Source organism: Collinsella sp. TM04-29 (genome assembly GCF_003466565.1).
Lineage (GTDB): Bacteria > Actinomycetota > Coriobacteriia > Coriobacteriales > Coriobacteriaceae > Collinsella.
The window spans coordinates 17,084-39,169 of record NZ_QSPW01000004.1 but is presented as its reverse complement, the minus strand read 5'-3'; the positions used below and the strand labels follow the sequence as shown (position 1 = coordinate 39,169).

The 22,086-nt window shown below is 61.4% G+C and carries 19 protein-coding genes; 11 read left to right on the top strand and 8 right to left on the bottom strand.

Going from position 1 to position 22,086, the window contains the following annotated elements:
- Positions 1 to 6 precede the first annotated feature (6 nt).
- Positions 7 to 207 carry a hypothetical protein gene (locus tag DXD39_RS10185; RefSeq protein ID WP_147348102.1) on the top strand — a complete coding sequence of 67 codons (201 nt, stop codon included), beginning with the start codon at positions 7 to 9 and terminating at the stop codon, positions 205 to 207.
- 31 nt (positions 208 to 238) lie between these two features.
- Here DXD39_RS10185 and DXD39_RS08020 read toward each other — a convergent pair whose 3' ends face one another.
- The 3 genes from DXD39_RS08020 to DXD39_RS08010 all read right to left on the bottom strand — a co-directional run bounded on the left by DXD39_RS08020 (position 239) and on the right by DXD39_RS08010 (position 1,731).
- A complete protein-coding gene (locus DXD39_RS08020; protein ID WP_117803730.1) occupies positions 239 to 838 on the bottom strand; it encodes a hypothetical protein in 600 nt (199 codons plus the stop codon).
- Positions 839 to 928: 90 nt separating this feature from the next.
- Positions 929 to 1,438, bottom strand: coding sequence for a hypothetical protein (locus tag DXD39_RS08015; protein ID WP_117803729.1), 510 nt, complete (start codon positions 1,436 to 1,438; stop codon positions 929 to 931).
- Positions 1,435 to 1,731 (bottom strand): hypothetical protein, encoded by a 297-nt coding sequence (locus DXD39_RS08010; RefSeq protein WP_089573322.1) that lies wholly within the window; start codon positions 1,729 to 1,731, stop codon positions 1,435 to 1,437. The genes DXD39_RS08015 and DXD39_RS08010 overlap by 4 nt, the downstream gene beginning before the upstream one ends.
- A gap of 346 nt (positions 1,732 to 2,077) precedes the next feature.
- On the opposite strand from DXD39_RS08010, the gene DXD39_RS08005 reads away from it, so the two are divergent.
- Genes DXD39_RS08005 through DXD39_RS07995 form a run of 3 tightly spaced genes read left to right on the top strand, consistent with a single transcriptional unit; the run spans position 2,078 to position 5,703 of the window.
- Complete coding sequence (locus DXD39_RS08005) at positions 2,078 to 3,679, top strand: FAD-binding oxidoreductase (protein ID WP_117803728.1); 1,602 nt, start codon at positions 2,078 to 2,080, stop codon at positions 3,677 to 3,679.
- A 2-nt stretch (positions 3,680 to 3,681) separates the two neighbouring features.
- Complete coding sequence (locus tag DXD39_RS08000) at positions 3,682 to 4,497, top strand: electron transfer flavoprotein subunit beta/FixA family protein (RefSeq protein WP_117803727.1); 816 nt, start codon at positions 3,682 to 3,684, stop codon at positions 4,495 to 4,497.
- Entirely contained in the window at positions 4,498 to 5,703 is a 1,206-nt protein-coding gene (locus DXD39_RS07995; RefSeq protein ID WP_117803726.1) for an electron transfer flavoprotein subunit alpha, read from the top strand.
- On the opposite strand, the gene DXD39_RS07990 is transcribed toward DXD39_RS07995, so the two are convergent.
- On the bottom strand, positions 5,700 to 6,512 hold the full coding sequence (locus DXD39_RS07990) for an HD domain-containing protein (protein ID WP_117803725.1): 813 nt from the start codon (positions 6,510 to 6,512) through the stop codon (positions 5,700 to 5,702). The two genes, DXD39_RS07995 and DXD39_RS07990, sit on opposite strands and share 4 nt — an antisense overlap.
- A 126-nt stretch (positions 6,513 to 6,638) precedes the next feature.
- On the opposite strand from DXD39_RS07990, the gene DXD39_RS07985 reads away from it, so the two are divergent.
- The 4 genes from DXD39_RS07985 to DXD39_RS07970 all read left to right on the top strand — a co-directional run bounded on the left by DXD39_RS07985 (position 6,639) and on the right by DXD39_RS07970 (position 10,150).
- Positions 6,639 to 7,331 (top strand): AzlC family ABC transporter permease, encoded by a 693-nt coding sequence (locus tag DXD39_RS07985; RefSeq protein WP_117803724.1) that lies wholly within the window; start codon positions 6,639 to 6,641, stop codon positions 7,329 to 7,331.
- Positions 7,321 to 7,644 carry an AzlD domain-containing protein gene (locus DXD39_RS07980; protein WP_035137063.1) on the top strand — a complete coding sequence of 108 codons (324 nt, stop codon included), beginning with the start codon at positions 7,321 to 7,323 and terminating at the stop codon, positions 7,642 to 7,644. The genes DXD39_RS07985 and DXD39_RS07980 overlap by 11 nt, the downstream gene beginning before the upstream one ends.
- A 150-nt stretch (positions 7,645 to 7,794) precedes the next feature.
- The gene (locus DXD39_RS07975; protein ID WP_117645720.1) at positions 7,795 to 8,817 is read left to right on the top strand and encodes a 2-keto-3-deoxygluconate permease; all 1,023 of its coding nucleotides are present in this window, start codon (positions 7,795 to 7,797) and stop codon (positions 8,815 to 8,817) included.
- Between the two features lie 343 nt (positions 8,818 to 9,160).
- Positions 9,161 to 10,150, top strand: coding sequence for a diguanylate cyclase domain-containing protein (locus DXD39_RS07970; RefSeq protein WP_369832335.1), 990 nt, complete (start codon positions 9,161 to 9,163; stop codon positions 10,148 to 10,150).
- Between the two features lie 100 nt (positions 10,151 to 10,250).
- Here DXD39_RS07970 and DXD39_RS07965 read toward each other — a convergent pair whose 3' ends face one another.
- A complete protein-coding gene (locus DXD39_RS07965; RefSeq protein WP_117803722.1) occupies positions 10,251 to 11,186 on the bottom strand; it encodes a DMT family transporter in 936 nt (311 codons plus the stop codon).
- 99 nt (positions 11,187 to 11,285) lie between these two features.
- A complete protein-coding gene (locus tag DXD39_RS07960) occupies positions 11,286 to 15,032 on the bottom strand; it encodes a phosphoribosylformylglycinamidine synthase (RefSeq protein ID WP_117803721.1) in 3,747 nt (1,248 codons plus the stop codon).
- A 184-nt stretch (positions 15,033 to 15,216) separates the two neighbouring features.
- On the opposite strand from DXD39_RS07960, the gene DXD39_RS07955 reads away from it, so the two are divergent.
- Positions 15,217 to 16,779 (top strand): cation:proton antiporter, encoded by a 1,563-nt coding sequence (locus DXD39_RS07955; protein WP_117803720.1) that lies wholly within the window; start codon positions 15,217 to 15,219, stop codon positions 16,777 to 16,779.
- Between the two features lie 280 nt (positions 16,780 to 17,059).
- On the opposite strand, the gene DXD39_RS07950 is transcribed toward DXD39_RS07955, so the two are convergent.
- A complete protein-coding gene (locus DXD39_RS07950) occupies positions 17,060 to 17,809 on the bottom strand; it encodes an SDR family NAD(P)-dependent oxidoreductase (RefSeq protein WP_117776084.1) in 750 nt (249 codons plus the stop codon).
- A 221-nt stretch (positions 17,810 to 18,030) separates the two neighbouring features.
- A complete protein-coding gene (locus DXD39_RS07945) occupies positions 18,031 to 19,374 on the bottom strand; it encodes a homoserine dehydrogenase (RefSeq protein WP_117803719.1) in 1,344 nt (447 codons plus the stop codon).
- A gap of 495 nt (positions 19,375 to 19,869) precedes the next feature.
- Between DXD39_RS07945 and DXD39_RS07940 the strand changes: the two genes are divergently transcribed.
- Both DXD39_RS07940 and DXD39_RS07935 read left to right on the top strand, forming a co-directional pair.
- Entirely contained in the window at positions 19,870 to 21,057 is a 1,188-nt protein-coding gene (locus DXD39_RS07940) for an ABC transporter substrate-binding protein (protein WP_117637819.1), read from the top strand.
- A gap of 139 nt (positions 21,058 to 21,196) precedes the next feature.
- Entirely contained in the window at positions 21,197 to 22,078 is an 882-nt protein-coding gene (locus tag DXD39_RS07935) for a branched-chain amino acid ABC transporter permease (protein ID WP_117635470.1), read from the top strand.
- The last annotated feature ends 8 nt before the right edge of the window (positions 22,079 to 22,086 follow it).

Here is a 22,086-nt window from a genome sequence, read left to right as displayed (position 1 = left end):
CTGGCTGTGTTTGATGTGCAGACCGAGGCCGGCGGTCCCCGCGCCTGCTGCTGTGGCACCTACTGCCAAGAGCCATCGTCTGTCGCCTGTCTGCGCCAACGGTTCCTCGCGGTCGCCGCGGTCGAGTTCCGAGAGATCGACCGTCACTTGCGTGGCGGCCTGTGCCTGTTCTTGCTGGGCAAAGGCCATGGCTGGCCCAAACGCTAGGATGCTGACGGTGGCGGCCAGGGCGATAGCCTTATGCCGTGTGCGCACCGGGCTCGACCGTCCAGGTGATCGTTGCAACCTGATCGCCTTCGCCGGTTACGCGGAAGATGTCGCGCGTGACGCGGGCGACGTTTCCGCTTGTCTTGAGCTTAATTTTGTCCGTGCCGCCGGCAATGCCCTGGTAGCCCATGTCGAAGGCTGCATTCTTGGAAAGATCGAGGCCCGTCTCCTGCATTGCGGCGCTGGCGTTCTGGAGTGCGCCGTCGGGGCCGACCTTAAGGTCGATGGAATTCTGCGCGGTTCCGGCCTTGGCGTCGGCGGCAATGGTCCAGGTGTTCATGGCGTCGATCTTCATGTTGGTGACATGGATGCCGTAGGCCGAATGATTGTCGATGGTGGTCGCGTCTTCTGAGGGGCCCTGAAGCGTGCCGTCGGCCTTGGCGACGAAGGGAATAACCGTCGGAACTTTGAACTCTACGTTGTCGATCTCGGTCCTGACCATTACTTTCGTGGTTCCAACGCGCCCGGCTGCCAGAGCTGGCGTCGGGGCGGCGCCCATTGCGAGCGCGAGCGCGAGCCCTGCGCCCACGACGAGCGCTCTGGCTCCGTTCATGTTCCTGGTGATGTCCATGGTCGTTCCTTTCTATTCGCCGCGGGCCGTCCCCGCGATGATTGGACGAATGCTGGTGAATTGCGTGCGGTGCCGCGTCGGCCGAAAAAGCTAGTTCTCGGCTTGCTCAACCCGTACCCTGACACGTGTCGGATTGCCGTGGCTGTCGAGGGTCTTGGCATCGAGTGCCTGGATCTCGATGTATGCCTCGCCTTCTTTGATGTCGCCGGCGGGGCACGTCTCGATTGTCTTGCCGGTCTCGACCACACCGGATTCGTACATGGTCTCGTCGTTTTGGATGACGCGGAATCGCTGGGGAAATTTATTGTCTTGGACGTTTTGCACGTTGACGCGCAGCTTGCCGTCCTCCTGTAGCTGAGCGACCGGCGCGACCGAAATCGTCATCATGTTGTCGCGGACGATGGCATCGAGCTCATCTTGGATTTCTTGTCGCGATTTGCCCTCTGCCGTCGTGACTGAGGCGCCCGCTTCGGGCACGGGCTGCGACTGCCAGGCGTATAGCCCTACGGCGATGAGGGCGCAGACGATAGCCAGGCAGACAACGACGAGTTTCTTGCGACGCCCCAGTCCTGCGAGGCGGGGCGGCTTCTTCGCACTCATGCGGCGTCCTTGGTGGTGTAGACACGTGCGAACGTGGACGGGTCCGCTCCAAAGAGCATGTGAAGCATCAGGCGGCGCGAGTAGATGAGCTCGTCAAAGTCGTGAGGGAGCTCGATGTCGTGGATACGCGCGATGTGGTGGGCGAGCGCCGAGAACGACTCGGGGTCGCAGATAACATCGGTGGTGACGTGGTAGACCGCCGTATCGGGGAACGCCTCTTCGTCGAAAGGCAGGAGATAGGGATCGTCGTCGACCTCGATGGCGACGCCGTACTGGGGCCAGTAATATGCCATGGGAACCTCCCTGCTTCTGGGGCCAAAACTTCTATCGGTTTTGGTTGTCGACGCCGACCGTATCAGCCGCTACTTGACCAATTTCTGACCAAATGCTTGACGGATTGACATCTCAGCAGGTAAAAGGTGGAAAAAATTACTTCAACTTTTTTCGAGCGACAATCGAGCGGTCGGCGACGGCGGGGCGATATGTGTCAAAAGCATCGTCTGCCGAGGAAGCCTTGCCGTTCGCCGAATTGCACAAACGTAAAAATCGCCAATTATGGAGACGGTCTCGAACACGTCGACGAAACGATGCGGTAACATCTCCCTGCAAACACTGTAGTTAGCTAAAGGGGGAGTTCGCGTGTCTGCAACCATTAAACCCTTCACCGATGAGTTCGAAGAGTATGGCCGCGATGAATCTCGTGCATCGGGCGAAGCATCGAGCATCTCGTTTCCGACAACGGAAGACGAGGTCCGTGCCATTTTGGAAACGCTCCATGCCGAGCGTGTCCCGGTAACGGTTCAGGGCGCCCGAACCGGCCTTGCCGCCGGTGCTGTGCCCCACGGTGGGCATATCCTCAATACTTCCCGTATGAATCGCTACTTGGGCCTTCGCCGCGATGAACAAGGCCAATTTCTGCTGCGCGTGGAGCCGGGCGTTGTGCTCTCGGAGCTGCGTAAGCAGCTGAGCAAGAAGGTACTGCCGACCGCTGGTTGGGACCAGGCATCGCTTGAGGCCTACGAGGAGTTCCAAGAGTCCCCCGAGCAGTTCTTTCCCACCGATCCCACCGAGGCATCTGCCTGTCTGGGTGGCATGGCGGCATGCAACGCCTCCGGCGCCCGCAGCTACGCTTACGGCCCCATGCGCCCGCATATCACGGGACTCCACGTCGCGCTGGCTGATGGCGATTTGCTTGAGCTTCAGCGCGGCGAGGCTTTTGCCCAGGGCCGCCACCTGTCGCTCGTGACGGCAGAGGGTCATACATTCGAGCTTGATCTTCCTGACTACACCATGCCCAAGACCAAAAATGCCTCGGGGTATTTTGTTGCGGACGATATGGACGCCATCGATCTTTTTATCGGTGCGTGCGGCACGCTCGGCGTCATTACCGAGCTCGAGATCGCCCTGCAGGCGGCACCTTCGGTCGTATGGGGTGTGAGTTGCTTTTTCGATAGCGAAGACAAGGCCGTGTCCTTTACCGATTCCGTGCGTCCCGTGCTGTCCCATGCCGCCGCTATTGAGTATTTCGATGCTGGCGCCCTGGATATCCTGCGTCGCCAGCGCGAGCAGTCGACAGCGTTTGCCTCGCTGCCGGCGCTCGACGACGAGGCAAAGGTCTGTGTCTACGTGGAGCTCGACTGCGATGACGAGGCGCAGGCGACCGAGGAGCTGTACCGCCTGGGATGGGTGCTGGAGTTTGCGGGCGGCCGCGACGATGCGACATGGGTCGCCCGCACCGAAGTCGATCGCGAGTGCCAGCGGTTCTTCCGCCACGCGGTTCCCGAGAGCGTCAATATGCTCATTGACGAGCGTCGCCGCATCGACCCCACCATTACCAAGCTGGGCTCGGACATGTCGGTGCCCAACGCACGCTTGGACGATGTCATCGGCCTTTATCGCCGCACGTTAGCCGAAAGTGGGCTTGAATCTGCTGCCTGGGGGCACATCGGTAACAACCATCTGCATGTGAACATCCTGCCGCGCGACGCGCAGGACTACCGTCGCGGTGGCGAGCTGTTTGCCCAGTGGGCTGCGGAGGTAACGGCTATGGGCGGTGCCGTTTCTGCCGAGCACGGCGTCGGCAAGATCAAGGCGGGCTTCTTAGAGACGATGTACGGTCACGAGGCCATGGTCGAGTCGGCGCGGCTCAAGCTCCAGCTCGATCCCGACGGGCAGCTGGGTCGCGGCAACCTGTTTTCGGAGAAGCTCTTGGATGAACTCGTCCAGAAAGGGGGCGCGTGAAGATGAGTGATTTCCATATGGTGGTGTGCGTCAAGGCGGTGCCCGGAAGCACCGAGGTCAAGATGGACCCCAAGACCAATACTATCGTGCGTGATGGCAAGCAGGCGGTCATTAATCCCTTCGATGCAAGTGCTCTCGAATGTGCGCTAGCGCTGAAGGACGACTTTATCGGCTTTGGCATGGACGTGCGTGTGACGGTGGTGTCGATGGGCATCCCCGCGACCGAATCGCTGCTGCGCGACTGCATCGCCCGCGGTGCCGACGACGCGCTGCTGCTGACCGACCGAGCCTTTGCGGGCGCCGATACCCTAGCCACCACCTATGCCCTCAAATGCGGCATCGAGGCACTCGATGAGGACTTTGACCTGATCATCTGCGGCAAGATGGCAGTGGACGGCGATACGGCCCAGATCGGCTCCGAGCTGGCCGGCGCCTTTGGGGTCCCCTGCGTGACCGACGTGAGCTGTGTGCAGAGCGCGGGATTTACGACGTGTGGCTCGCTGGCGCTCGTTCACGGCTGCGATGCCGGCGAGGAGACGGTGTACCTGGAGATGCCGTGTGCGATGACGACTGCCAAGGAGATTGGCCAGCTGCGCATGCCGAGTATTGCCGGTATTCGCGCGGCCGAGGATGCAGACGTGCGCGTGGCCAGCGCTGCCGACGTAAACGCCGATCCTTCGCGTTGCGGCCTTGCCGGATCACCGACGCAGGTCGTGCACTCGTTTGTGCCCGACCGTGACCAAACGTGCGAGGCCGTCGAGGGAACGGCGTCCGAGCAGGCGGTAAAACTTGCCAAGATTATCGAGGGGATGGCATAGATGAGCGGGCTGATTATCGATAGCGAAGCCTGCATCGGCTGTGGTCGCTGCGTTCGCGCCTGCGCCTCGGGCGGCATTGTGGTGGAGGGCGAGCGCCCCAATCGCTGTGCCCGCGTAACCGACGGCTGTATCCTGTGCGGCGGGTGCGTCGACGCCTGCCCCGTCAACGCCATCTCGATTGAGCGCGACGAGGCCGCCGGCGCGGCAGACCTTGACGCATATCGAGACATCTGGATCTTCGTGCAGACTGACGAGCACGATGCCGTTGCATCCGTGGCCTTCGAGCTCATGGGCAAGGGACGCGAGCTTGCCGATGCCCGCGGCTGCCGTCTGGTGGCACTGGTCGGCATGAGCCCCGAGGGCTCACTCGGGGACCTGGAGCATCTGACTTGCGCCGGTGCGGACGAAGTTCTGGTCTGTCGTGACGAGCGCCTGCGTCAGAACGACGCGGAGGTCTACGCCCGCTTGATCTGCGATTTGGTAGCCGAGCGCAAGCCCGAGGCCATCCTGTACGGCGCGACCGCCTTTGGTCGCGAGCTGGCGCCCGGTGTGGCCGTGCGCTTGCAGACGGGTCTTACGGCCGATTGCACGGTGCTTTCTATGGATACGGAGACGGGTCTGCTGCAGCAGACACGCCCGGCGTTTGGCGGCAACCTGATGGCCACCATTATCTGCCCCAACCACCGTCCTCAGATGGTAACGGTGCGCCCCGGCATCTTTAAGGCGCCCGAGTTTGACTATAGCCGCTCCGGCACGATTACCCAGGTAGTGCTTGCGGATGACGTTAAGGCCCGCGTCGAGATCTCGATTCCCGCCGAGGAGTGGGGACAGCAGGCCTCAATTGCCGATGCCGAGCGTCTGGTCGTGGTGGGCCGCGGCATCGGCTCCAAGAAGAATCTGCCCCTGATGCGAAAGCTCGCCGATGCCCTGGGTGCCGAGCTTGGTTGCACGCGTCCCATTGTGGAGGCAGGCTGGTTGGAGTATCGCCACCAAATTGGCCAGACGGGTGTATCGGTCTCGCCCAAGCTCCTCGTGAGCATCGGTGTCTCGGGCGCTATCCAGCATCTCGCCGGCATCGGTGGGGCGGAGTGCATTGTCGCCATCAATGAGGACCCGGATGCCCCCATCTTCGGTGCTGCCCAGTATAAGGTCGTCGGCGATGCCGTTGAGATCGTTGAGGAGCTGCTGGCTCAGCTTGAGCGCTAAGCGCGCGTCAGCCAGTCGCGCATCTCGCCCTTCAGGCGCTCCCAGGTCGCTTGCGTGGCGGGATCGGTAAAGGGGCACGTAATGCCAAAGGGCGCGTCGAGCAGGCGGTAGATATCACCCTGCTCGCGCGCCAGCGCGCGGCTTGCTGGATAGACGAGCTCAAACATAAAGCAGATGAGTCCCACCAGGTAGTCTGCGGGCTCATCGCGCTCATCGCGTGCGACGCAGCGGTGCTCGTCAAAGGCGGTAAGCGCCGGTGCCGAGAAGTGGCTGGCGAGAAATGCGTCCTCATCCACCTTGAGGATGGTCTCGACGGTGCTGTCGGCGATGGTGCGCATAATGTCGATCTTGTCACCATCGCGCACGATATCGCAGAAGCTCCGCGTACGCTCGTCGAGCTGCGCGGGTAGACGAAAATCGCTGTGATAGGCAATGCTCGCTCGGATGAGCTCATCTTCTGCCGGGTCATCGATAAAGTCGCGGATGCTCGTTACGGCGGGTGCATCGGCGGGATTCTCGCCAAAGAGGACCTCGATGCCCAGCGCTGCATGGCTCATGCTCTCGGCGTCCTTAAAGGTGTCCCAGCGCCGCAACTGCTCAAAGCGGCCCATATCGTGTAGCAGGCCGCAAAGCCATGCCAGGTCAATATCTTCTGACGACCAGCCCTGCTCGCGTGCTACGGCATCGCATGCCTCGGCCACGTGGTACGTATGCTCGAATTTGAGCGCGATGCGTGGGTTAGTGGCGTCGTAGGCATCGGTGTAGCTTTTGAAGGCCGCGCGCGCCCGGTCTCGATCGATAGCTGTCATAATGACTTCCTAAAAAGTTGTGTCTTTCGATCCGGTGGCAATTGTAGGTGAACTCGGTTGCTGTCGGATGATGATTCTGCCGTGTCGCTACATGCGGCTCGGAGACCTTGTCAGGATGAGAAGCGTATGGTGCTCAAAATCGTTAGAACCGTCTGGCCAGTGATGCTTACCTATGTTGCAATAGGCGCGCCGTGCGGAATGATCATGGGGCAGACGGGAATGGAACCCTGGATGGTCTTTGCTCTGAGCAGCACGTTCGTGACGGGCAGCGGGCAGTTTATGATCTGCAATCTGTGGCTGGCAGGTGTGCCTGCGGCGTCGATCGTCGCGAGCGTTGCTGCCATCTCCTCGCGCTTTGCGCTTTACTCGGCATCGATCACGTCGCATCTGACGGGTGCCTCGAAGAGTCAGACGCTGGCTGTTGCCGCGACACTTACCGAGGAGGCATATGGCATCTCGCTTGCCAAGTTGGTTGAAGGGGAGGATTGGGGCCCGCGCGAGTCCTTTGTGCTCAACGTGATCCTTATCGCAACATGGGGCGTATCGTGTACGACGGGCGCCATCGTCGGCGCCGTTGTCGATGTTCCCACCGCCATTGCAGCCTTTGTCTGCACCTCGCTCTTTATCTGCCTGCTCTTTTCGCAGCGGCTGTCGCGCGGCAACGTTGTCGCGGCGGTTTCGGGCGCGGTGTCCGTCGCCGTATGCAAGTTCTTGGGCCTCGTGAATATTGCCGTGCCGGCAAGCGTCGTGGTCGGCATTACCATTGCGCTGGCGTGCGATGCTGTATTTGACGGAAGAGGTGCCCGCGATGCCCGTTAACGAGTTCTTGGTTCTGTGGCTGTCGTCGTGGGCTGCTATCGCGTTCTTTCGCATCGCGCCGGCGTTCGCCTTGCGCGGGCGGACCCTGTCGCCCCGTATTACCGAGGCCCTGGGCTATATCCCGCCCGCTGCCTTTGCCGCGCTGGTCGCCAACGACTTGGTGAGTCCCGGCGCGTTCGACGCGGGGCTCTGGCCTGCCTTGGTTCCCTGGATTGCGGCCGCCGGCGTCGTGGTCGTGGCGGTCAAGACAAAATCGATGCTGTGGTGCTGCGTCTCGGGCATCGTACTCTATATCGTCTTGAGCCTTATATAGGGGTGGCGTCGCGGGCGCCGAATCTCGTTCCATCCCAACTTGTCGAGTTTTTCACCGAGCTGGTCTATTTCTTCTGGTACCATGGTCAAACTTTACTGTAGCAAAGCGTGACGTGGGCTTTTGTACCCCGTCAGCGGAAATGGGGGTTTCATGGCACAGGAAGCAACCGCCAACGAGCAAAAGAAATTCAAGGTCCCGCGCATCCCGGGCGACATCATGATTTATCCGATGATCGTCGGTCTTTTGCTCAACACCTTCTGCCCGCAGGTTTTTGAGATCGGCGGATTCTTTACGGCTGCCTGCCGCGGTGGCTCCAATACCATCGTCGCCGCGATCCTGCTGTTTGTGGGCGCCGGCATCAGCTTTAAGTCCACGCCGGGCGCTATCAAGACCGGCATCGTCGTGCTGATTCCCAAGCTGGTCGTCGCAGCGGCTCTCGGCCTGGGCGTGGCATATTTCTTTAACGACAACTTCCTGGGTCTGAGCTCCGTGTCTATCATCGGCGGCATCACGTTTTGCAACATGGCGCTCTATACGGGCATCATGGGCGAGTTCGGTGATGAGTCTGAGCAGGGCGCCGTCGGTATCCTGTTCTTTACGGCCGGCCCCGCCGTCACGATGATCATCCTCGGTGTTTCCGGCCTCGCCAACATTCCCATTGGCACCATTATCGGCTCCATCTTGCCACTCGTTATTGGCATGGTTCTGGGCAACCTGTTCCCGTTTATCAAGAACCTGCTGGTTCCCGGTGCCAATCCCGCGATTGCCGTCATCGGATTTCAGCTCGGTGCGTCCATGAGCCTGTCGAGCTTTATCACCGGCGGTATTTCCGGCATCTTGCTGGGCCTTGTCACGCTGTTTGTCGTCGGTCCCATCACCTTTGCGTTCGAGCGTCTGTGCGGCGGCAATGGCAAGGCCGCTGTGGCTTGCTCCACCATTGCCGGCACGGCTATGACCACACCGGTTGCCCTCGCCGAGGTCGCACCGCGCTACGCCGAGCTTGCGCCCACCGCGTACGCTCAGATCGCCACCGCCGTTATCATCACGGCGATCATGGCTCCGATTCTGACTGGCTGGGTCGACAAGAAGTTCTGCCAAGGCAAGGAGGATCTGTCGCCTGTCGGTGTCGAGGCCATAGAGGAGGCCGTCGCGACTGACATCGATGGCGAGTAGCAATCGATACCCATCAATGATGCCGGCGTGTGCAATTCGCGCCGTATGGGCGCCCGAACAGAAACTGTTTTGCAGTGATGTTCGGGCGCTCTGCTATTATCCCCTTTACCCCTGTGGAGTAAAGGGGTGTTTATTGCCCTGATTCGAATTGGGCGATTCTGACCACTTGGGTATTGAAGGGATGGCGCTAGTGGTTAAGGCACTCAAGATTGAGATATTCGTGCTATGCATGATTGTTCTTATCGGGCTTGCCGTGCGAAGTCGTCGCTCCTTGTTCTCGAGCACCCAGCAGCTATTGTTTAGCATGCTTGGCTACGCCTCTGCCGCGTACATATTATTCGATATGATCTGGACGCTTTCGGACGGTGTGGACGGCACGTTGGGCATTGCTGCCAACTGGATTTCCAACGCGGTTTCGTTTTCGCTCTTTGCTATCGCGTGTCTCATTTGGTTTATCTATTCCGAGACGGTGCAGGGTTCTCGCCTTTTGACCTCGCGCTATAGGGTGGTGCTTGTAGCGTTGCCTACGGCTCTGGTGGTCGTGCTGGCGTTTACCAGTTACTGGACGCACGCCCTGTTCTATATCGATTCGCAGGGCGTGTATCGTCGCGGCTTTGCCTATATGATCCAGCCCATCGTCAGCTACTGTTACGTTATACATACGTCCCTGCATGCATTTGTGCAATCTCGCAGGGTCGAGAGCCTGCAGACGAAGGCCATCTATCGAACCTTGGCATTTTTCGCCATTCCGGCCCTGGTGGGCGGTACCTTTCAGGTCGTATACTCGGTGCCCGGCCTTTGTGTCGGCATAATGATTAGCATGTTGCTGCTCTACATCATCTACCAGGAGCAGCTCATCTCGACCGACCCGTTGACTGGACTTAACAATCGCAACCGTTTTGAGACCTATATGCTGTCGCTCTTCTCAAATGTGGATCAGGCCGAAGATGTATATCTGCTTATGATGGACGCCGACGGCTTTAAGCAGATTAACGATCGCTATGGGCATGTGGAGGGCGACCATGCTCTTCAGGTCATATCCGCTGCGCTCAAAGAAGTCTGCTCGGCGTCTGGCGGCTTTATCGCACGTTATGGTGGCGATGAGTTCGTGGTGCTCCAAAAGGCAGTGGCGGAACAGGATATCATGCATCTGTGCGCGACAATCAACGATGAGCTCGCGCGCGCCGAGGTTCCGTATCTGTTGCGGATGTCCATCGGCTACGCACGGGTCGGTGATGGCGTCGATACCTGGCAAGACTTGTTTCGTGCTGCCGACGCGGAGCTCTACCGCGTAAAGCGCGAGAAGAAGAAAGCCGGCGCCCAGATACGCTAGAAAAAGGGCGCACGCTGGCGGGCGTGGCGGCCCTCGGCTCTCCGATGTACTCCATTAAGCTAAAGCATGTGAACCCCCTCTGCTAAATAGGGGTAGTTCGTTAGACCTTTTTGGGCCTGTTGACGATGATGATGCCGCCGCAGACCAACAGCAGGGCAACAAGTACGGTAACAGGGCTCGTGCCAGCGCCCTCGCCGAGCAGCAGAGCGCTCAACAGTACGCCAAAGACTGGATTCATAAAGCCAAAGACCGACACACGGCTGACGGGGTTGACGGCAAGCAGACGCGACCATAGCGAGTACGCGACGGCGGAAATGAGTGCCATATAGATAATGAGTGCGATGGCGGGGATGATTGCGGTGGGGGAGAGCGCGCCGCCCATCAAAAACCCGATGGTGGTAAGGACCAAACCTCCGACTAAAAACTGCCAGCCGGCGAGCAAGACGCCGTCATGCTTGCGCGAGAAGATGCCGATCAGGCAGGTCGAAAGAGCACCCGCGACAGTGGAGGCTAGGATAAAGCCCTCGCCATCGAGCCTGAAGCCAAAGGTGCCATCTGCGCCCGAGAGGTTGACGAGCGCGACGCCGGCAAAGCCCAGCGCACAGCCAAGCACCTTGGCCGCATTGAGCTTCTCGGTGTGAAATGCCAGGGCGGCAAAGAGGATTGCGAGGAAGTTGGCGCTGGCCTCGATGATGGAGCTCGACATGGCGCTGGCGTGCGAGAGGCCCAGATAGAAAAAGAAGTACTGCCCGATAGTCTGGAAGAGCGACAAGACAAAGATGGGCTTGATGTCGCGAGCCTGCGGAATGAGGGGGCGGCGCTGGGCCGCACTCATCCCAACGACAACCAGGGCGCCGGCAAGCGTGAAGCGCAAGCCCGCAAAGAGCAGCTGCGAGGCGCTATCGCGCGCCGGGATACCAAAGAGTGCGTAGCCGATCTTGATGCAGGGAAAGGCCGATCCCCAGAGCGCGCAACAAACAAGACAGCCCAGGATGAGTCCGGGCAGGGTGGCGAGATACGGCTTGCGGCTTTCCATGATGTCCTTCCTGCATGCGCGAAGCAAAAAAGAACCCGCCACCGGATGTGTCGGTGGCGGGTGTTGTTACCCGAGGGGATTGTACCCGATGGGAAAGGTTTAAGCGAAGTAGGCCACGCCGCTCTCAAAGATCGGCATGAACTTATCGCCGGGGACATGCTCGGGCACGTTGCGGTACAGGTTGTCGCCGCGACGCTCGGCATGGCCCATCTTGCCCAGGACGCGGCCGTCGGGGCTCGTGATGCCCTCGATGGCGAGTGCGGAGCCGTTGGGGTTGACGGAAAGATCCATGCTGGGCTTTCCGTCTTCACCCACGTACTGCGTGGCGACCTGGCCGTTGGCGATCAGCTGGGCGAGCACCTCGTCATTGGCGACAAAGCGGCCCTCGCCGTGGCTGATGGCGACGGTGTAGGGGTCGTCCAGGCTGCACTGCGAAAGCCACGGGGACAGGTTGGACGAGATACGGGTGCGCACCAGACGGCTCTGGTGGCGACCGATGGTGTTGAACGTCAGCGTGGGCGCATCGGGCGTGGCGTCGACGATGTCGCCGTAGGGCACCAGGCCGAGCTTGATCAGGGCCTGGAAGCCGTTGCAGATGCCCAGCATCAGGCCATCGCGGGCCTTGAGCAAGTCGCGGACTGCCTCGGTGACCTCGGGAGCGCGGAAGAACGCCGTGATGAACTTGGCAGAGCCGTCGGGCTCGTCGCCGCCCGAGAAGCCGCCGGGGATCATAACGATCTGGCTTGCACGGATGCGGCGCGCAAGCTCGTGGGTGCTCTCGGCGACGGCCTCGGGCGTGAGGTTGTTGATCACGAAGGTGTCGGCCTCGGCACCGGCGGCACGGAAGGCGCGGGCGCTGTCGTACTCGCAGTTGTTGCCGGGGAACACGGGGATGATTACGCGCGGGCGGGCGATCTTGGCGCCGCCGTACACGTGGATATCCTTGGCGCGGAAGTCGATAGTCTCGACCTCGGGGGTCTTGCCGGCGCTGCGGTAGGCGAAGACGCCCTCGATGCCGCTCTCCCAGGCCTCCTGGAGCTCGGCGAGCTCGATGACCTCGGAGCCGGTGTCGATGACATAGCCCTCGACGGTGGTGCCCAGGGGCTCGACGACAACGCCGTCGGCGACCTCGGGCAGCTCGGCATCCTCGGCGAGCTCGACGATAAAGCTACCGTAGAGCGGGGTGAAGAGGCTCTCCACGTCTACATCCTCGGCAAGCTCGATACCGATCTGGTTACCGACGCACATCTTAAAGAGGCTCTCGGCGCCGCAGCCGTAGCCGGGCGTGGAGATGGCCAGGGCGTTGCCGGTAGCAGTGAGCGCCTCGACGGCGTCAAACGCGGCGAGCAGCTGCTGAGCATCGGGGCGGTAGTCCTCGCCATAGGTGGCGGGGGCGATGCGGACGACGCGGTGCGTGAGGCCCTTGAACTCGGGCGAGACGGCGCGGGCGGCCTTGCCCACGGCGACGGCGAAGCTGATCAGGGTCGGCGGAACGTTGAGCTCGCCGGCCTCGTCCTCAAACGAACCGCTCATGGAGTCCTTGCCGCCGATGGCGCCGGCACCCAGGTCGACCTGGGCCATAAGGGCACCCAGGACGGCAGCCATGGGCTTGCCCCAGCGCTCGGCCTCGGTGCGCAGGCGCTCGAAGTACTCCTGGAAGGAGAGGTAGGCGCGCTTGTGCTCAAAGCCGGCGGCAACGAGCTTGGCGATGGACTCGACCACGGACAGGTAGGCGCCCGCAAACTGGTCGGCCTCCATCAAATAGGGGTTGAAGCCCCATGCCATGGCACTCGCCGTGGTGGTCTCGCCGTCCACGGGGAACTTGGCGACCATGGCCGAGCTCGGGGTGAGCTGCGTCTTGCCGCCAAAAGGCATAAGCACGGTCGCGGCGCCGATGGTGGAGTCGAAGCGCTCGGAAAGGCCCTTGTTGGAAGCGACGTTGAGGTCGGTGACGAGCGAGGTCATGCGCTCGGCGAGCGTGGTACCGGCCCAGCTGGGCTGCCACACACTGCGGGCGCAGACGTGGGCGACCTGGTGCTTGGGCGCACCGTTGGAGTTGAGGAACTCGCGGGACAGATCGACGATGGCGACGCCGTTCCAGGCCATGCGCATGCGCGGCTCGGCGGTAACCTCGGCGATAACGGTCGCCTCCAGGTTCTCCTCGGCGGCGTAGCCCATGAACTCCTCGACGTCACCGTCGGCGACGGCGCAGGCCATGCGCTCCTGGGATTCAGAGATGGCGAGCTCGGTGCCGTCAAGACCGTCGTATTTCTTGGTCACGGTATCAAGGTCGACATACAGGCCGTCGGCAAGCTCGCCTACGGCGACCGAGACACCGCCGGCGCCAAAGTCGTTGCAGCGCTTGATCAGACGGCAGGCATCGCCGCGGCGGAACAGGCGCTGCAGCTTGCGCTCGACCGGGGCGTTGCCCTTCTGGACCTCGGCGCCCGATGTCTCGATGGACTCGGTGTTCTGGGTCTTGGAGGAGCCGGTGGCACCGCCGATGCCGTCACGGCCGGTGCGGCCGCCCAACAGGATGATCTTGTCGGTGGGGGCGGGGCACTCGCGACGCACGTGGTTTGCCGGGGTAGCGCCCACGACGGCGCCGACCTCCATGCGCTTGGCCACGTAACCGGGGTGATAGAGCTCGTTGACTTGACCGGTGGCAAGGCCGATCTGGTTGCCGTAGCTGGAGTAGCCGGCAGCGGCGGTGGTCACGAGCTTGCGCTGCGGCAGCTTGCCCTCGAGCGTCTCGGACACGGGGACGGTGGGGTCGCCGGCACCGGTGACGCGCATGGCCTGATACACATAGCTGCGGCCCGAGAGCGGGTCGCGGATAGCGCCGCCCACGCAGGTGGCGGCACCGCCGAAGGGCTCGATCTCGGTCGGGTGGTTGTGGGTCTCGTTCTTAAAGAGGAACAGCCAGTCCTGGTCCTCGCCATCGACATCGACCTTCACCTTGACGGTACAGGCGTTGATCTCCTCGGACTCATCGACATCGGTCATGACGCCGGTCTTCTTAAGGTACTTGGCGCCGATGGTGCCCATGTCCATGAGGCAGACGGGCTTGGCGTCGCGACCGAGTTCGTGGCGCATCTCCATGTAGCGGTCGAAGGCCTGCTGCACCACAGCGTCGTCGATCGTCACGTCATCCAGGACGGTGCCGAAGGTGGTGTGGCGGCAGTGGTCGGACCAATAGGTGTCGATCACGCGAATCTCGGTGATGGTGGGGTCGCGATCCTCATCGCGGAAGTACTGCTGGCAGAAGGCGATGTCCGCCTCGTCCATGGCAAGACCGCGATCGGAGATAAAGGCGGCAAGACCGGCCTCGTCGAGCTCGCGGAAGCCGTCAAGCACCTCGACGGGCGCAGGCTCGGGGGTCTCCATGTGCAGCGTCTCGGGTAGGTCGAGCGAGGCGATGCGGGCCTCGACGGGGTTCACCACGTAGTGCTTGATGGCCTCGATGGCGGCCTCGTCCAGGGCGCCCGAGATTATATAGACCTTGGCGGAACGCACGACAGGGCGCTCGCCCTGGCTGATGAGCTGCACGCACTCGCTGGCGGAGTCGGCGCGCTGGTCAAACTGGCCAGGCAGGAATTCGACGGCAAAGACGGCGCCATCGCTTGCGGGGAGCTCGTCGTAGGTCACATCGACCTGGGGCTCGCTAAAGACGGTCGGCACGCAGGAGCGGAACAGCTCCTCATCGATGCCCTCGACGTCGTAGCGGTTGATGATCCTCAGGGCCTCGATGCCCTTGATGCCGAGAATCTCGGTCAGCTCGCCCTTGAGCTGCTGAGCCTCGACGTCGAACCCGGGTTTCTTCTCCACGTAGATACGAGAGACCATTGGTTCCTGCCTTCCTGATCGGTTGGGCGTACGGTGCGGTATGCGGCAGCGGTCGGTTTGCGGGGCAAGCCTCGCGGTCGCCTTGAGCCGCATACTTTTAAACCTCACTATGATACGACAGCTCGTGGCGCGTTGAGGACGGCGAGGGTGCTACAGTGGAGCGCAAACAAGAGAAAGGCATCACATGGCATTTGTTTCGCTCGCCATCATCGCACTCGTGGCCTTTGCAAGCCCCTTCATCGCCTCGGCGATTCCCGGAAAACCCGTTCCCGAGACGGTCTTTTTGCTCGTGTTCGGCGCGGTGCTGGGGCCTCATATGCTCGGCATTATCCATGTAGATGCCGAGGTCTCACTCGTGTCCGAGCTCGGCCTGGCCTTTTTGTTCCTGCTTGCCGGCTTTGAGATCGATCCCAAGAACATCACGGGCATCGAGGGGCGCTACGGCATGGCGACGTGGGTCGTCACGTTTGGCATCGCCTGGCTTGCCGTGCGCTTTACCCCGTGGTTTTCGGTCAGTCATTTTGATGGCATCGCCGTGACGCTGGCGTTGACCTCGACGGCGCTTGGGGCGCTCATGCCCATCTTGCGCGAGCGGTCGCTTGCCGGGACGCGCGTCGGCGATTCGATTCTTGCCTACGGTACGTGGGGCGAGCTCGGGCCCGTGCTTGCCATGTCGGTGCTGCTGTCTGCCCGTACGGGTATCGAGACGCTGTTGATCTTGGGACTGTTCGCCGTGGTGTGCGTGCTGCTTGCCGTGGTCCCCAGCCGCTCCAAGCGTATCGGCAGCCGCTTCTTTGCCTTTATTCAGGAGCGCGCCGATACGACTTCTCAGACGTTCGTGCGCCTCACAGTGCTCATCCTGGTCACGCTCGTGGCGTTTTCCGCCATATTTAGCCTCGATATCGTGCTGGGCGCTTTTGCGGCGGGCTTTGTCCTGCGCTATATCATCCCCGAGGGCAACCATACGCTCGAGCTTAAACTCGATGGCCTTGCCTATGGCTTTTTAATCCCGGTGTTCTTTACCGTGTCGGGTGCCAAGATCGACCTGACGGCTGTAGCATCGCGCCCTGGCCTGCTCGTGGGCTTTATCGTGGCGTTGCTGGTTATCCGCGCCGTGCCCATTGTCGTCTCCATGAGCATCTGCCCTAAGACGCGCGATGTTTCTGCCCACGGCCGCATTACCGTAGCGCTCTACTGCACCACGGCGCTGCCGATTATCGTCGCCGTGACGAGCGTCGCTGTCAACGCCGGCGCATTATCGCAGGGCGTCGCTTCGGTTATGGTGGCAGCCGGCGCCATCACGGTGTTCCTGATGCCACTGCTCGCGCAGCTCTTCTACCGCGTGGTCGATGCCGCGCCGGTCGCCGCCGTGGCGGAGGTTGCCGAGCATCCTTCCGATGCGCTCAATATCCTGCGCGCCCATCACGACCTTGCAAGTCTTCTCGCCCGCGAGCACGAGCTGTTGACATCGCATGGACATGGTCGCTCGCTCGACGGTATGCCCACGATTGATTCCATTGCTGACCGCCTTTCGGCCGAAGCGGCGAGCGAACGCATCGATGCCCGTATTGTCGATGCCGCCCATTTGCTGGCCGAGAAAACCTATGGCGATGAGATCGACCCGTCCAAGCTGACTGCGCGCGAGCGTCGCCGCCTAGAGCGCGCCAAGCTCGCCGTTCATGAGTACCGCCGCCGCATGCTGGAGCTCTACGCCCGCGATGAAGCCCAGGACGACGACGGCAGGTAGCCAACGTCGCCGCGGAAAATGCATCCCGGAATTGGCGCCCAGAGTGGGATGCGGTTTCCGTGAGGGGACCGTTTCGGAAAGCGTGTCCCAGAATCCGCGCCCAGAATGGGACGTAGTTTCCGAAAGATGGGCCTGAGGGAAACTGCGCCCCGTTCTGAGCTGAAATACCGGGACGCAGTTTCCCCTATAAACAGAGCAAGGCGCGCTGCCTGCGGTTGATGCAGACAGCGCGCCTTTTGCGTTGAGCTCTGTTGAGGTTCGAAGCCGAAACTTTCGACCTTTAGGAGCGGGCGGCTCCGTCGACGGGGAGCACGGCACCCGTAACATAGGAGGACATGTCGCTCGCCAGGAAAACAAAGGCGTTGGCGACATCCTCGGGCTCGCCCATGCGACCCAGCGGAATGGTGGCGATGATGGGCTTAATAACCTCTTCGGGCAGGTTGGCGACCATGTCGGTCTTGGTCACGCCGGGTGCGACGGCATTGACGCGAATGCCCATGGGGGCGAGCTCGCGCGAGAGCGACTGGACCATGCCGTTGACGGCAAACTTGGACGTGGGATAGCCGACGCCGGAGGGCTGGCCATACTTGGCGACCATCGAGCTCGTGGTGGTGATGGTGCCGCCGTGGCCGGCCTCGGTCATGATCTTGGCGGCAGCCTGGTGGCCGTTAAAGACGGCGACGACGTTGAGGTCCATGACCTTTGCAAACTCCTCGGCCGTGTAGTCCAAAAGGGGAGAACGCTGGGAGATGCCGGCATTGTTGACGACCGTGTCCAGGCCACCCATATCGGCGGCGGCCTGGGTAAAAGCCTCGGTTACGGCCTCGAGCGAGGTGAGGTCGCAGGAGCGGCCCCAGACCTTGGCCTCGGGATAAGCGGTCGTCAGTTTCTCAACGGCAGCGTCGGCAGTCTCCTGGCGCGAGCCAAAGACGGTGACGGCAGCACCTTCCTCGATAAAACGGCAGGCGATGGCATAGCCGATACCGCGCGTGCCTCCGGTGATGATCGCTTTCTTGCCCTCGAGCAACATGGTGCTTCCTCTCTTTGCGGGCGGATATACGCAGCACAGCATAACGGCAGTCAAAATCGGCTCCGGCTGCATGTCGGCGAACGGTATCACCGGCTGTCAGGAGCGGCCAAGTCGTTCAAATGCGGATTGCGCCAATACGCCCCATGCGCGCAAGCAAAGGGGCTCTCGTCCACTGCTGGACGAGAGCCCCTCACGCAATATGCCGTAAAGCGAAGACCGAATTAGTTGGCCATGACGCCTTCGGTCCAAGCCTCGACGTCCTCGATGCGCAGGACGTTGGCGACCTCGGCCACGCAGTCGACGCTGGCAAGCTCGGCGGCGGCAGCCTGGACGTCCTTCTCGAGCGCGCGGTGCGTCAGGAAGATGACCGAGCAGGCATCGCTGACGCCCGACTTGCCGTCCTCGACCTGGTTGATGAGCGAGATCGAGATGTTGTGCTTGGCAAAGATATCGACCGTCTCGGACAGGGCGCCCACGCGGTCGGCGACCTTCAGGCGCACATAGTACTTGGTCTGGAGCTCGTCCATGGGCTTAAAGGCGAGGTTGTGGCCATAGGGCTCAATCTCGGGCAGCGGAGCCACGCCGCGGCTGATCTGCTCGGAGAGCGACAGGATATCGCCCACGACGGCGCTCGCGGTGGGGAAGGAGCCTGCGCCGGCACCGTAGAACATGGTCTCGCCCACGGCGTCGCCTACCACGTAGACAGCGTTCATGGCGCCGTTGACCTTGGCAAGCATGTGGTCGGCGGGGATCAGCGTGGGGTGCACGCGAACGTCGACGCCGGCGTCGGTGTTGCGGGCGATGCCCAGCAGCTTGATGGTATAGCCGAGCTCGCGGGCCTGGGCGATGTCCTCGGCGCCGATGGTGCGGATACCCTGCTGGTATACGTCGTCGGTGGTCACGCGGGTGCCAAAGCCGATGGAGGCGAGGATTGCCGTCTTGCTGGCGGCGTCGAAGCCGTCGACGTCTGCGGACGGGTCGGCCTCGGCATAGCCCTTGGCCTGTGCGTCGGCGAGCACATCGGCGTAATCGGCGCCCTCGGCATCCATGCGAGACAGGATGTAGTTGGTGGTGCCGTTGAGGATGCCGGCGATGGTCAGGATCTTGTTGCCCACCAGGTCGTGCTCAAGCGTGCTGACGATGGGGATGCCGCCGCCGCAGCTGGCCTCGCACTTAATCTGCACGCCGCACGCGCGCGCCTTTTCGGCGAGCGTCTCGACGTGACGGCCCAGCAGGGCCTTGTTGGCAGAGACGACGTGCTTGCCGTTCTCGAAGGCGGTGGTGAAGATCTCGGTTGCGGGGTGCTCGCCGCCGATCAGCTCGACGACGATGTCGATGGCGGGGTCGGTGACGACGTCGTGCCAGTCGCTCGTAAAGGCCTCGCGCTCAATGCCGGCTGCCTCGGCCTGCTCCCAAGCAAGCGCGCAGGCGCGGGTCAGCTTAAGGTCGATGCCGTAGGCTGCCAGGTACTCATCGTGGTGGCTCTTGATCAGACGGGCCACGCCGCCGCCGACGGTTCCCAGACCGATCAGACCGACGTTCACGGTGCGCAGGGGTTCGCTCATAGATAGCTCCTTCGTGCATCTTGTGGATGGATTAACTGCTTATAGGTTGAGTGCATTCTAGCGTGAAGTGCGGGCGCGTGCTTGCCAGGCAGCCGGAGCTGTGCAAAACGCTACCCCCGAAACGCTGCGGAAATATTGGAAACACGCTCGCTACAAACGAACTCCCGTAACAAACTGTCAACGTTTGCGCCATAAGGTTTGCCCTGTACCGCAAGACGGACGCGTCGCGGCCAGCGAAAAAAGGGGGCACCATGTTTATTGAGAGCGGGAACGCTTGTAACAGAATGGAAACATTACTTTTACATAATAAAGTGTCATTACTGCATAAAGTAGTAGGAATACGCAGAACTATGGATAAATGAACAAATCCAAAGAAAAGTTGAAATAATCGCCACTTTTCCTAACTAAAGCGTCTACTATTTTGCGAACGCCGAACACGGCGAAGGATGGCCTGTCGGGCAACCAAAACCCGACGAGATTTGAGAGGAGAGCCGCATGTCGAGCCTCACCGGTAAGTCATTGAACCCTGTTATGAATCGCAGGAGCGTTATCGCGAGCGCAGCAGGTCTGGGGGCGATGTCCATTCTAGCTGGCTGCTCCTCCAACGGCGGCGACAGCGGTTCCGCGTCGGGCGACGCTTCGTTTAAGATCGGCACCATCGGCCCGCTGACCGGCGCTAACGCGTCCTACGGCAAGTCCGTTACACAGGCTGTCGAGCTTGGCTGCAAGGATTTCTCGACCAAGGAGCTGCCGCTTGTCAGCAAGGCCGAGGACGACCAGGCCGATGGCGAGAAGGCCGTCAACGCCTTCAACACCCTGCTCGACTGGGGCATGCAGGCCCTCGTCGGTCCGACCACCACGGGTGCGTCGGTCGCCGTTGCCGCCGAGTGCGGCAACGACCCCGAGACGTTCATGATCACCCCGTCCGCGTCCTCCGAGGACGTTACCAAGGGCAAGGATTGCGTCTTCCAGGTTTGCTTTACCGACCCCAACCAAGGTGTCAACGCTGCCAAGTTCCTGGCAGAGAAGTATGCGAACGAGAAGTTCGTGCTGTTCTATAACTCCGGCGATGCCTATTCTTCGGGCATCGCAGATTCCTTTAAGGCCCAGGCCGCTAAGTCTAAGCTTGAGATTGTCGACGAGGAGACCTTTAAGGACGACTCCGCCACGAGCTTTACCAACCAGCTGACCAAGGCCAAGCAGGCAGGCGCCACCATGATCTTTGCGCCGATCTACTACACGCCGGCGTCCGTCCTGCTCAAGAACGCCAAGGACATGGGCTACGACGTCAAGATGATGGGCTGCGACGGCATGGACGGCATCCTGGGCGTTGAGGGCTTCGACACCTCTCTTGCCGAGGGTCTGCTGCTCATGACCCCGTTCTCCGCCGACGACGAGAAGAACGCCGACTTCGTCAACGCTTACAAGGATAAGTACGGCGATACCCCCGACCAGTTTGCCGCCGACGCCTACGACGGCGTGCATGCTGTGGTCGAGGCTCTCAAGGAGGCCGGCCTGGGCGTCGACGCCGACCCCACCGAGGTTGCCGAGAAGCTTCCCGAGGCTATGCTCAAGATTACTGTTGACGGCCTGACTGGCAAGCTCTCCTGGAACGACAAGGGTCAGGTCCAGAAGGACCCGACGGCGTACGTCATTACCGACGGCAAGTACGTACAGGCCTAATAGGCCGCCTTACATAGAGCGGTTTTGATCCCAAGCAGGGGAGGTTTTGGCCTTCCCTGCTTGCTTGGTATCTAGGGACAACGTAACGTCCCTGTTTCATACATCAACTGGAAACCTATTCGAAAGGGGGATGTGGAACATGACGGTCTTTATCCAATACCTGGTCAACGGCCTGTCCATGGGCAGCGTCTACGCCATCATCGCGTTGGGCTACACCATGGTCTACGGTATCGCCAAGATGCTCAACTTCGCTCACGGCGACGTCATCATGGTCGGTGCCTATGTCTCGTTCTGCGCCACGTCGTATCTCGGCCTCCCGGGCTGGGCATCTGTAGTTCTCTCTTGTGTGGTCTGCACGGTTCTCGGTGTTCTCATCGAGGGTCTGGCATACAAGCCGCTGCGTCAGGCGGGCCCGCTGGCCGTTCTGATCACGGCCATCGGCGTGTCCTACTTCCTGCAGAACGCCGCGCAGCTCCTGTGGGGCGCCACGCCCAAGAACTTCACTTCGCTCGTCACCTTCCCGGTGCCGGAGTTCTTGGCCAAGTTCAACGTAAGCGCCGTTTCGCTCGTCACCATCGTCGCCTGCCTGGTTATCATGGCCGGTCTGATGTTCTTTACAGGTAAGACCAAGATGGGCAAGGCCATGCGCGCCGTGTCCGAGGACAAGTCCGCCGCTCAGCTCATGGGCATCAACGTCAACCGCACTATTTCGATGACCTTTGCCATCGGCTCCGCCCTTGCCGCCATCGCCGGCGTGCTCCTGTGCTCCTACTCGCCGGTCCTGCAGCCCACCACGGGCGCCATGCCTGGCATTAAGGCCTTCGACGCCGCCGTCTTCGGCGGCATCGGCTCCATCCCCGGTGCCTTTGTCGGTGGCATTCTCATCGGCATCATCGAAGCGATGGCGCAGGCTTACATTTCCACGAGCCTTGCCAACTCCATCGTCTTTGGTGTTTTGATCATCGTCCTGCTCGTCAAGCCTGCCGGCCTCTTGGGCAAGTACGTCCCCGAGAAGGTGTAGGTGAGCGT

Bases quoted from the DNA above. Each gene is read 5' to 3' on its own strand.
- DXD39_RS08020 (WP_117803730.1), bottom strand. From the start codon at position 838: ATGGACATCACCAGGAACATGAACGGAGCCAGAGCGCTCGTCGTGGGC.
- DXD39_RS08015 (WP_117803729.1), bottom strand. From the start codon at position 1,438: ATGAGTGCGAAGAAGCCGCCCCGCCTCGCAGGACTGGGGCGTCGCAAG.
- DXD39_RS08010 (WP_089573322.1), bottom strand. From the start codon at position 1,731: ATGGCATATTACTGGCCCCAGTACGGCGTCGCCATCGAGGTCGACGAC.
- DXD39_RS08000 (WP_117803727.1), top strand. From the start codon at position 3,682: ATGAGTGATTTCCATATGGTGGTGTGCGTCAAGGCGGTGCCCGGAAGC.
- DXD39_RS07995 (WP_117803726.1), top strand. From the start codon at position 4,498: ATGAGCGGGCTGATTATCGATAGCGAAGCCTGCATCGGCTGTGGTCGC.
- DXD39_RS07990 (WP_117803725.1), bottom strand. From the start codon at position 6,512: ATGACAGCTATCGATCGAGACCGGGCGCGCGCGGCCTTCAAAAGCTAC.
- DXD39_RS07985 (WP_117803724.1), top strand. From the start codon at position 6,639: ATGGTGCTCAAAATCGTTAGAACCGTCTGGCCAGTGATGCTTACCTAT.
- DXD39_RS07980 (WP_035137063.1), top strand. From the start codon at position 7,321: ATGCCCGTTAACGAGTTCTTGGTTCTGTGGCTGTCGTCGTGGGCTGCT.
- DXD39_RS07975 (WP_117645720.1), top strand. From the start codon at position 7,795: ATGGCACAGGAAGCAACCGCCAACGAGCAAAAGAAATTCAAGGTCCCG.
- DXD39_RS07970 (WP_369832335.1), top strand. From the start codon at position 9,161: ATGATCTGGACGCTTTCGGACGGTGTGGACGGCACGTTGGGCATTGCT.
- DXD39_RS07965 (WP_117803722.1), bottom strand. From the start codon at position 11,186: ATGGAAAGCCGCAAGCCGTATCTCGCCACCCTGCCCGGACTCATCCTG.
- DXD39_RS07960 (WP_117803721.1), bottom strand. From the start codon at position 15,032: ATGGTCTCTCGTATCTACGTGGAGAAGAAACCCGGGTTCGACGTCGAG.
- DXD39_RS07955 (WP_117803720.1), top strand. From the start codon at position 15,217: ATGGCATTTGTTTCGCTCGCCATCATCGCACTCGTGGCCTTTGCAAGC.
- DXD39_RS07950 (WP_117776084.1), bottom strand. From the start codon at position 17,809: ATGTTGCTCGAGGGCAAGAAAGCGATCATCACCGGAGGCACGCGCGGT.
- DXD39_RS07945 (WP_117803719.1), bottom strand. From the start codon at position 19,374: ATGAGCGAACCCCTGCGCACCGTGAACGTCGGTCTGATCGGTCTGGGA.
- DXD39_RS07940 (WP_117637819.1), top strand. From the start codon at position 19,870: ATGTCGAGCCTCACCGGTAAGTCATTGAACCCTGTTATGAATCGCAGG.
- DXD39_RS07935 (WP_117635470.1), top strand. From the start codon at position 21,197: ATGACGGTCTTTATCCAATACCTGGTCAACGGCCTGTCCATGGGCAGC.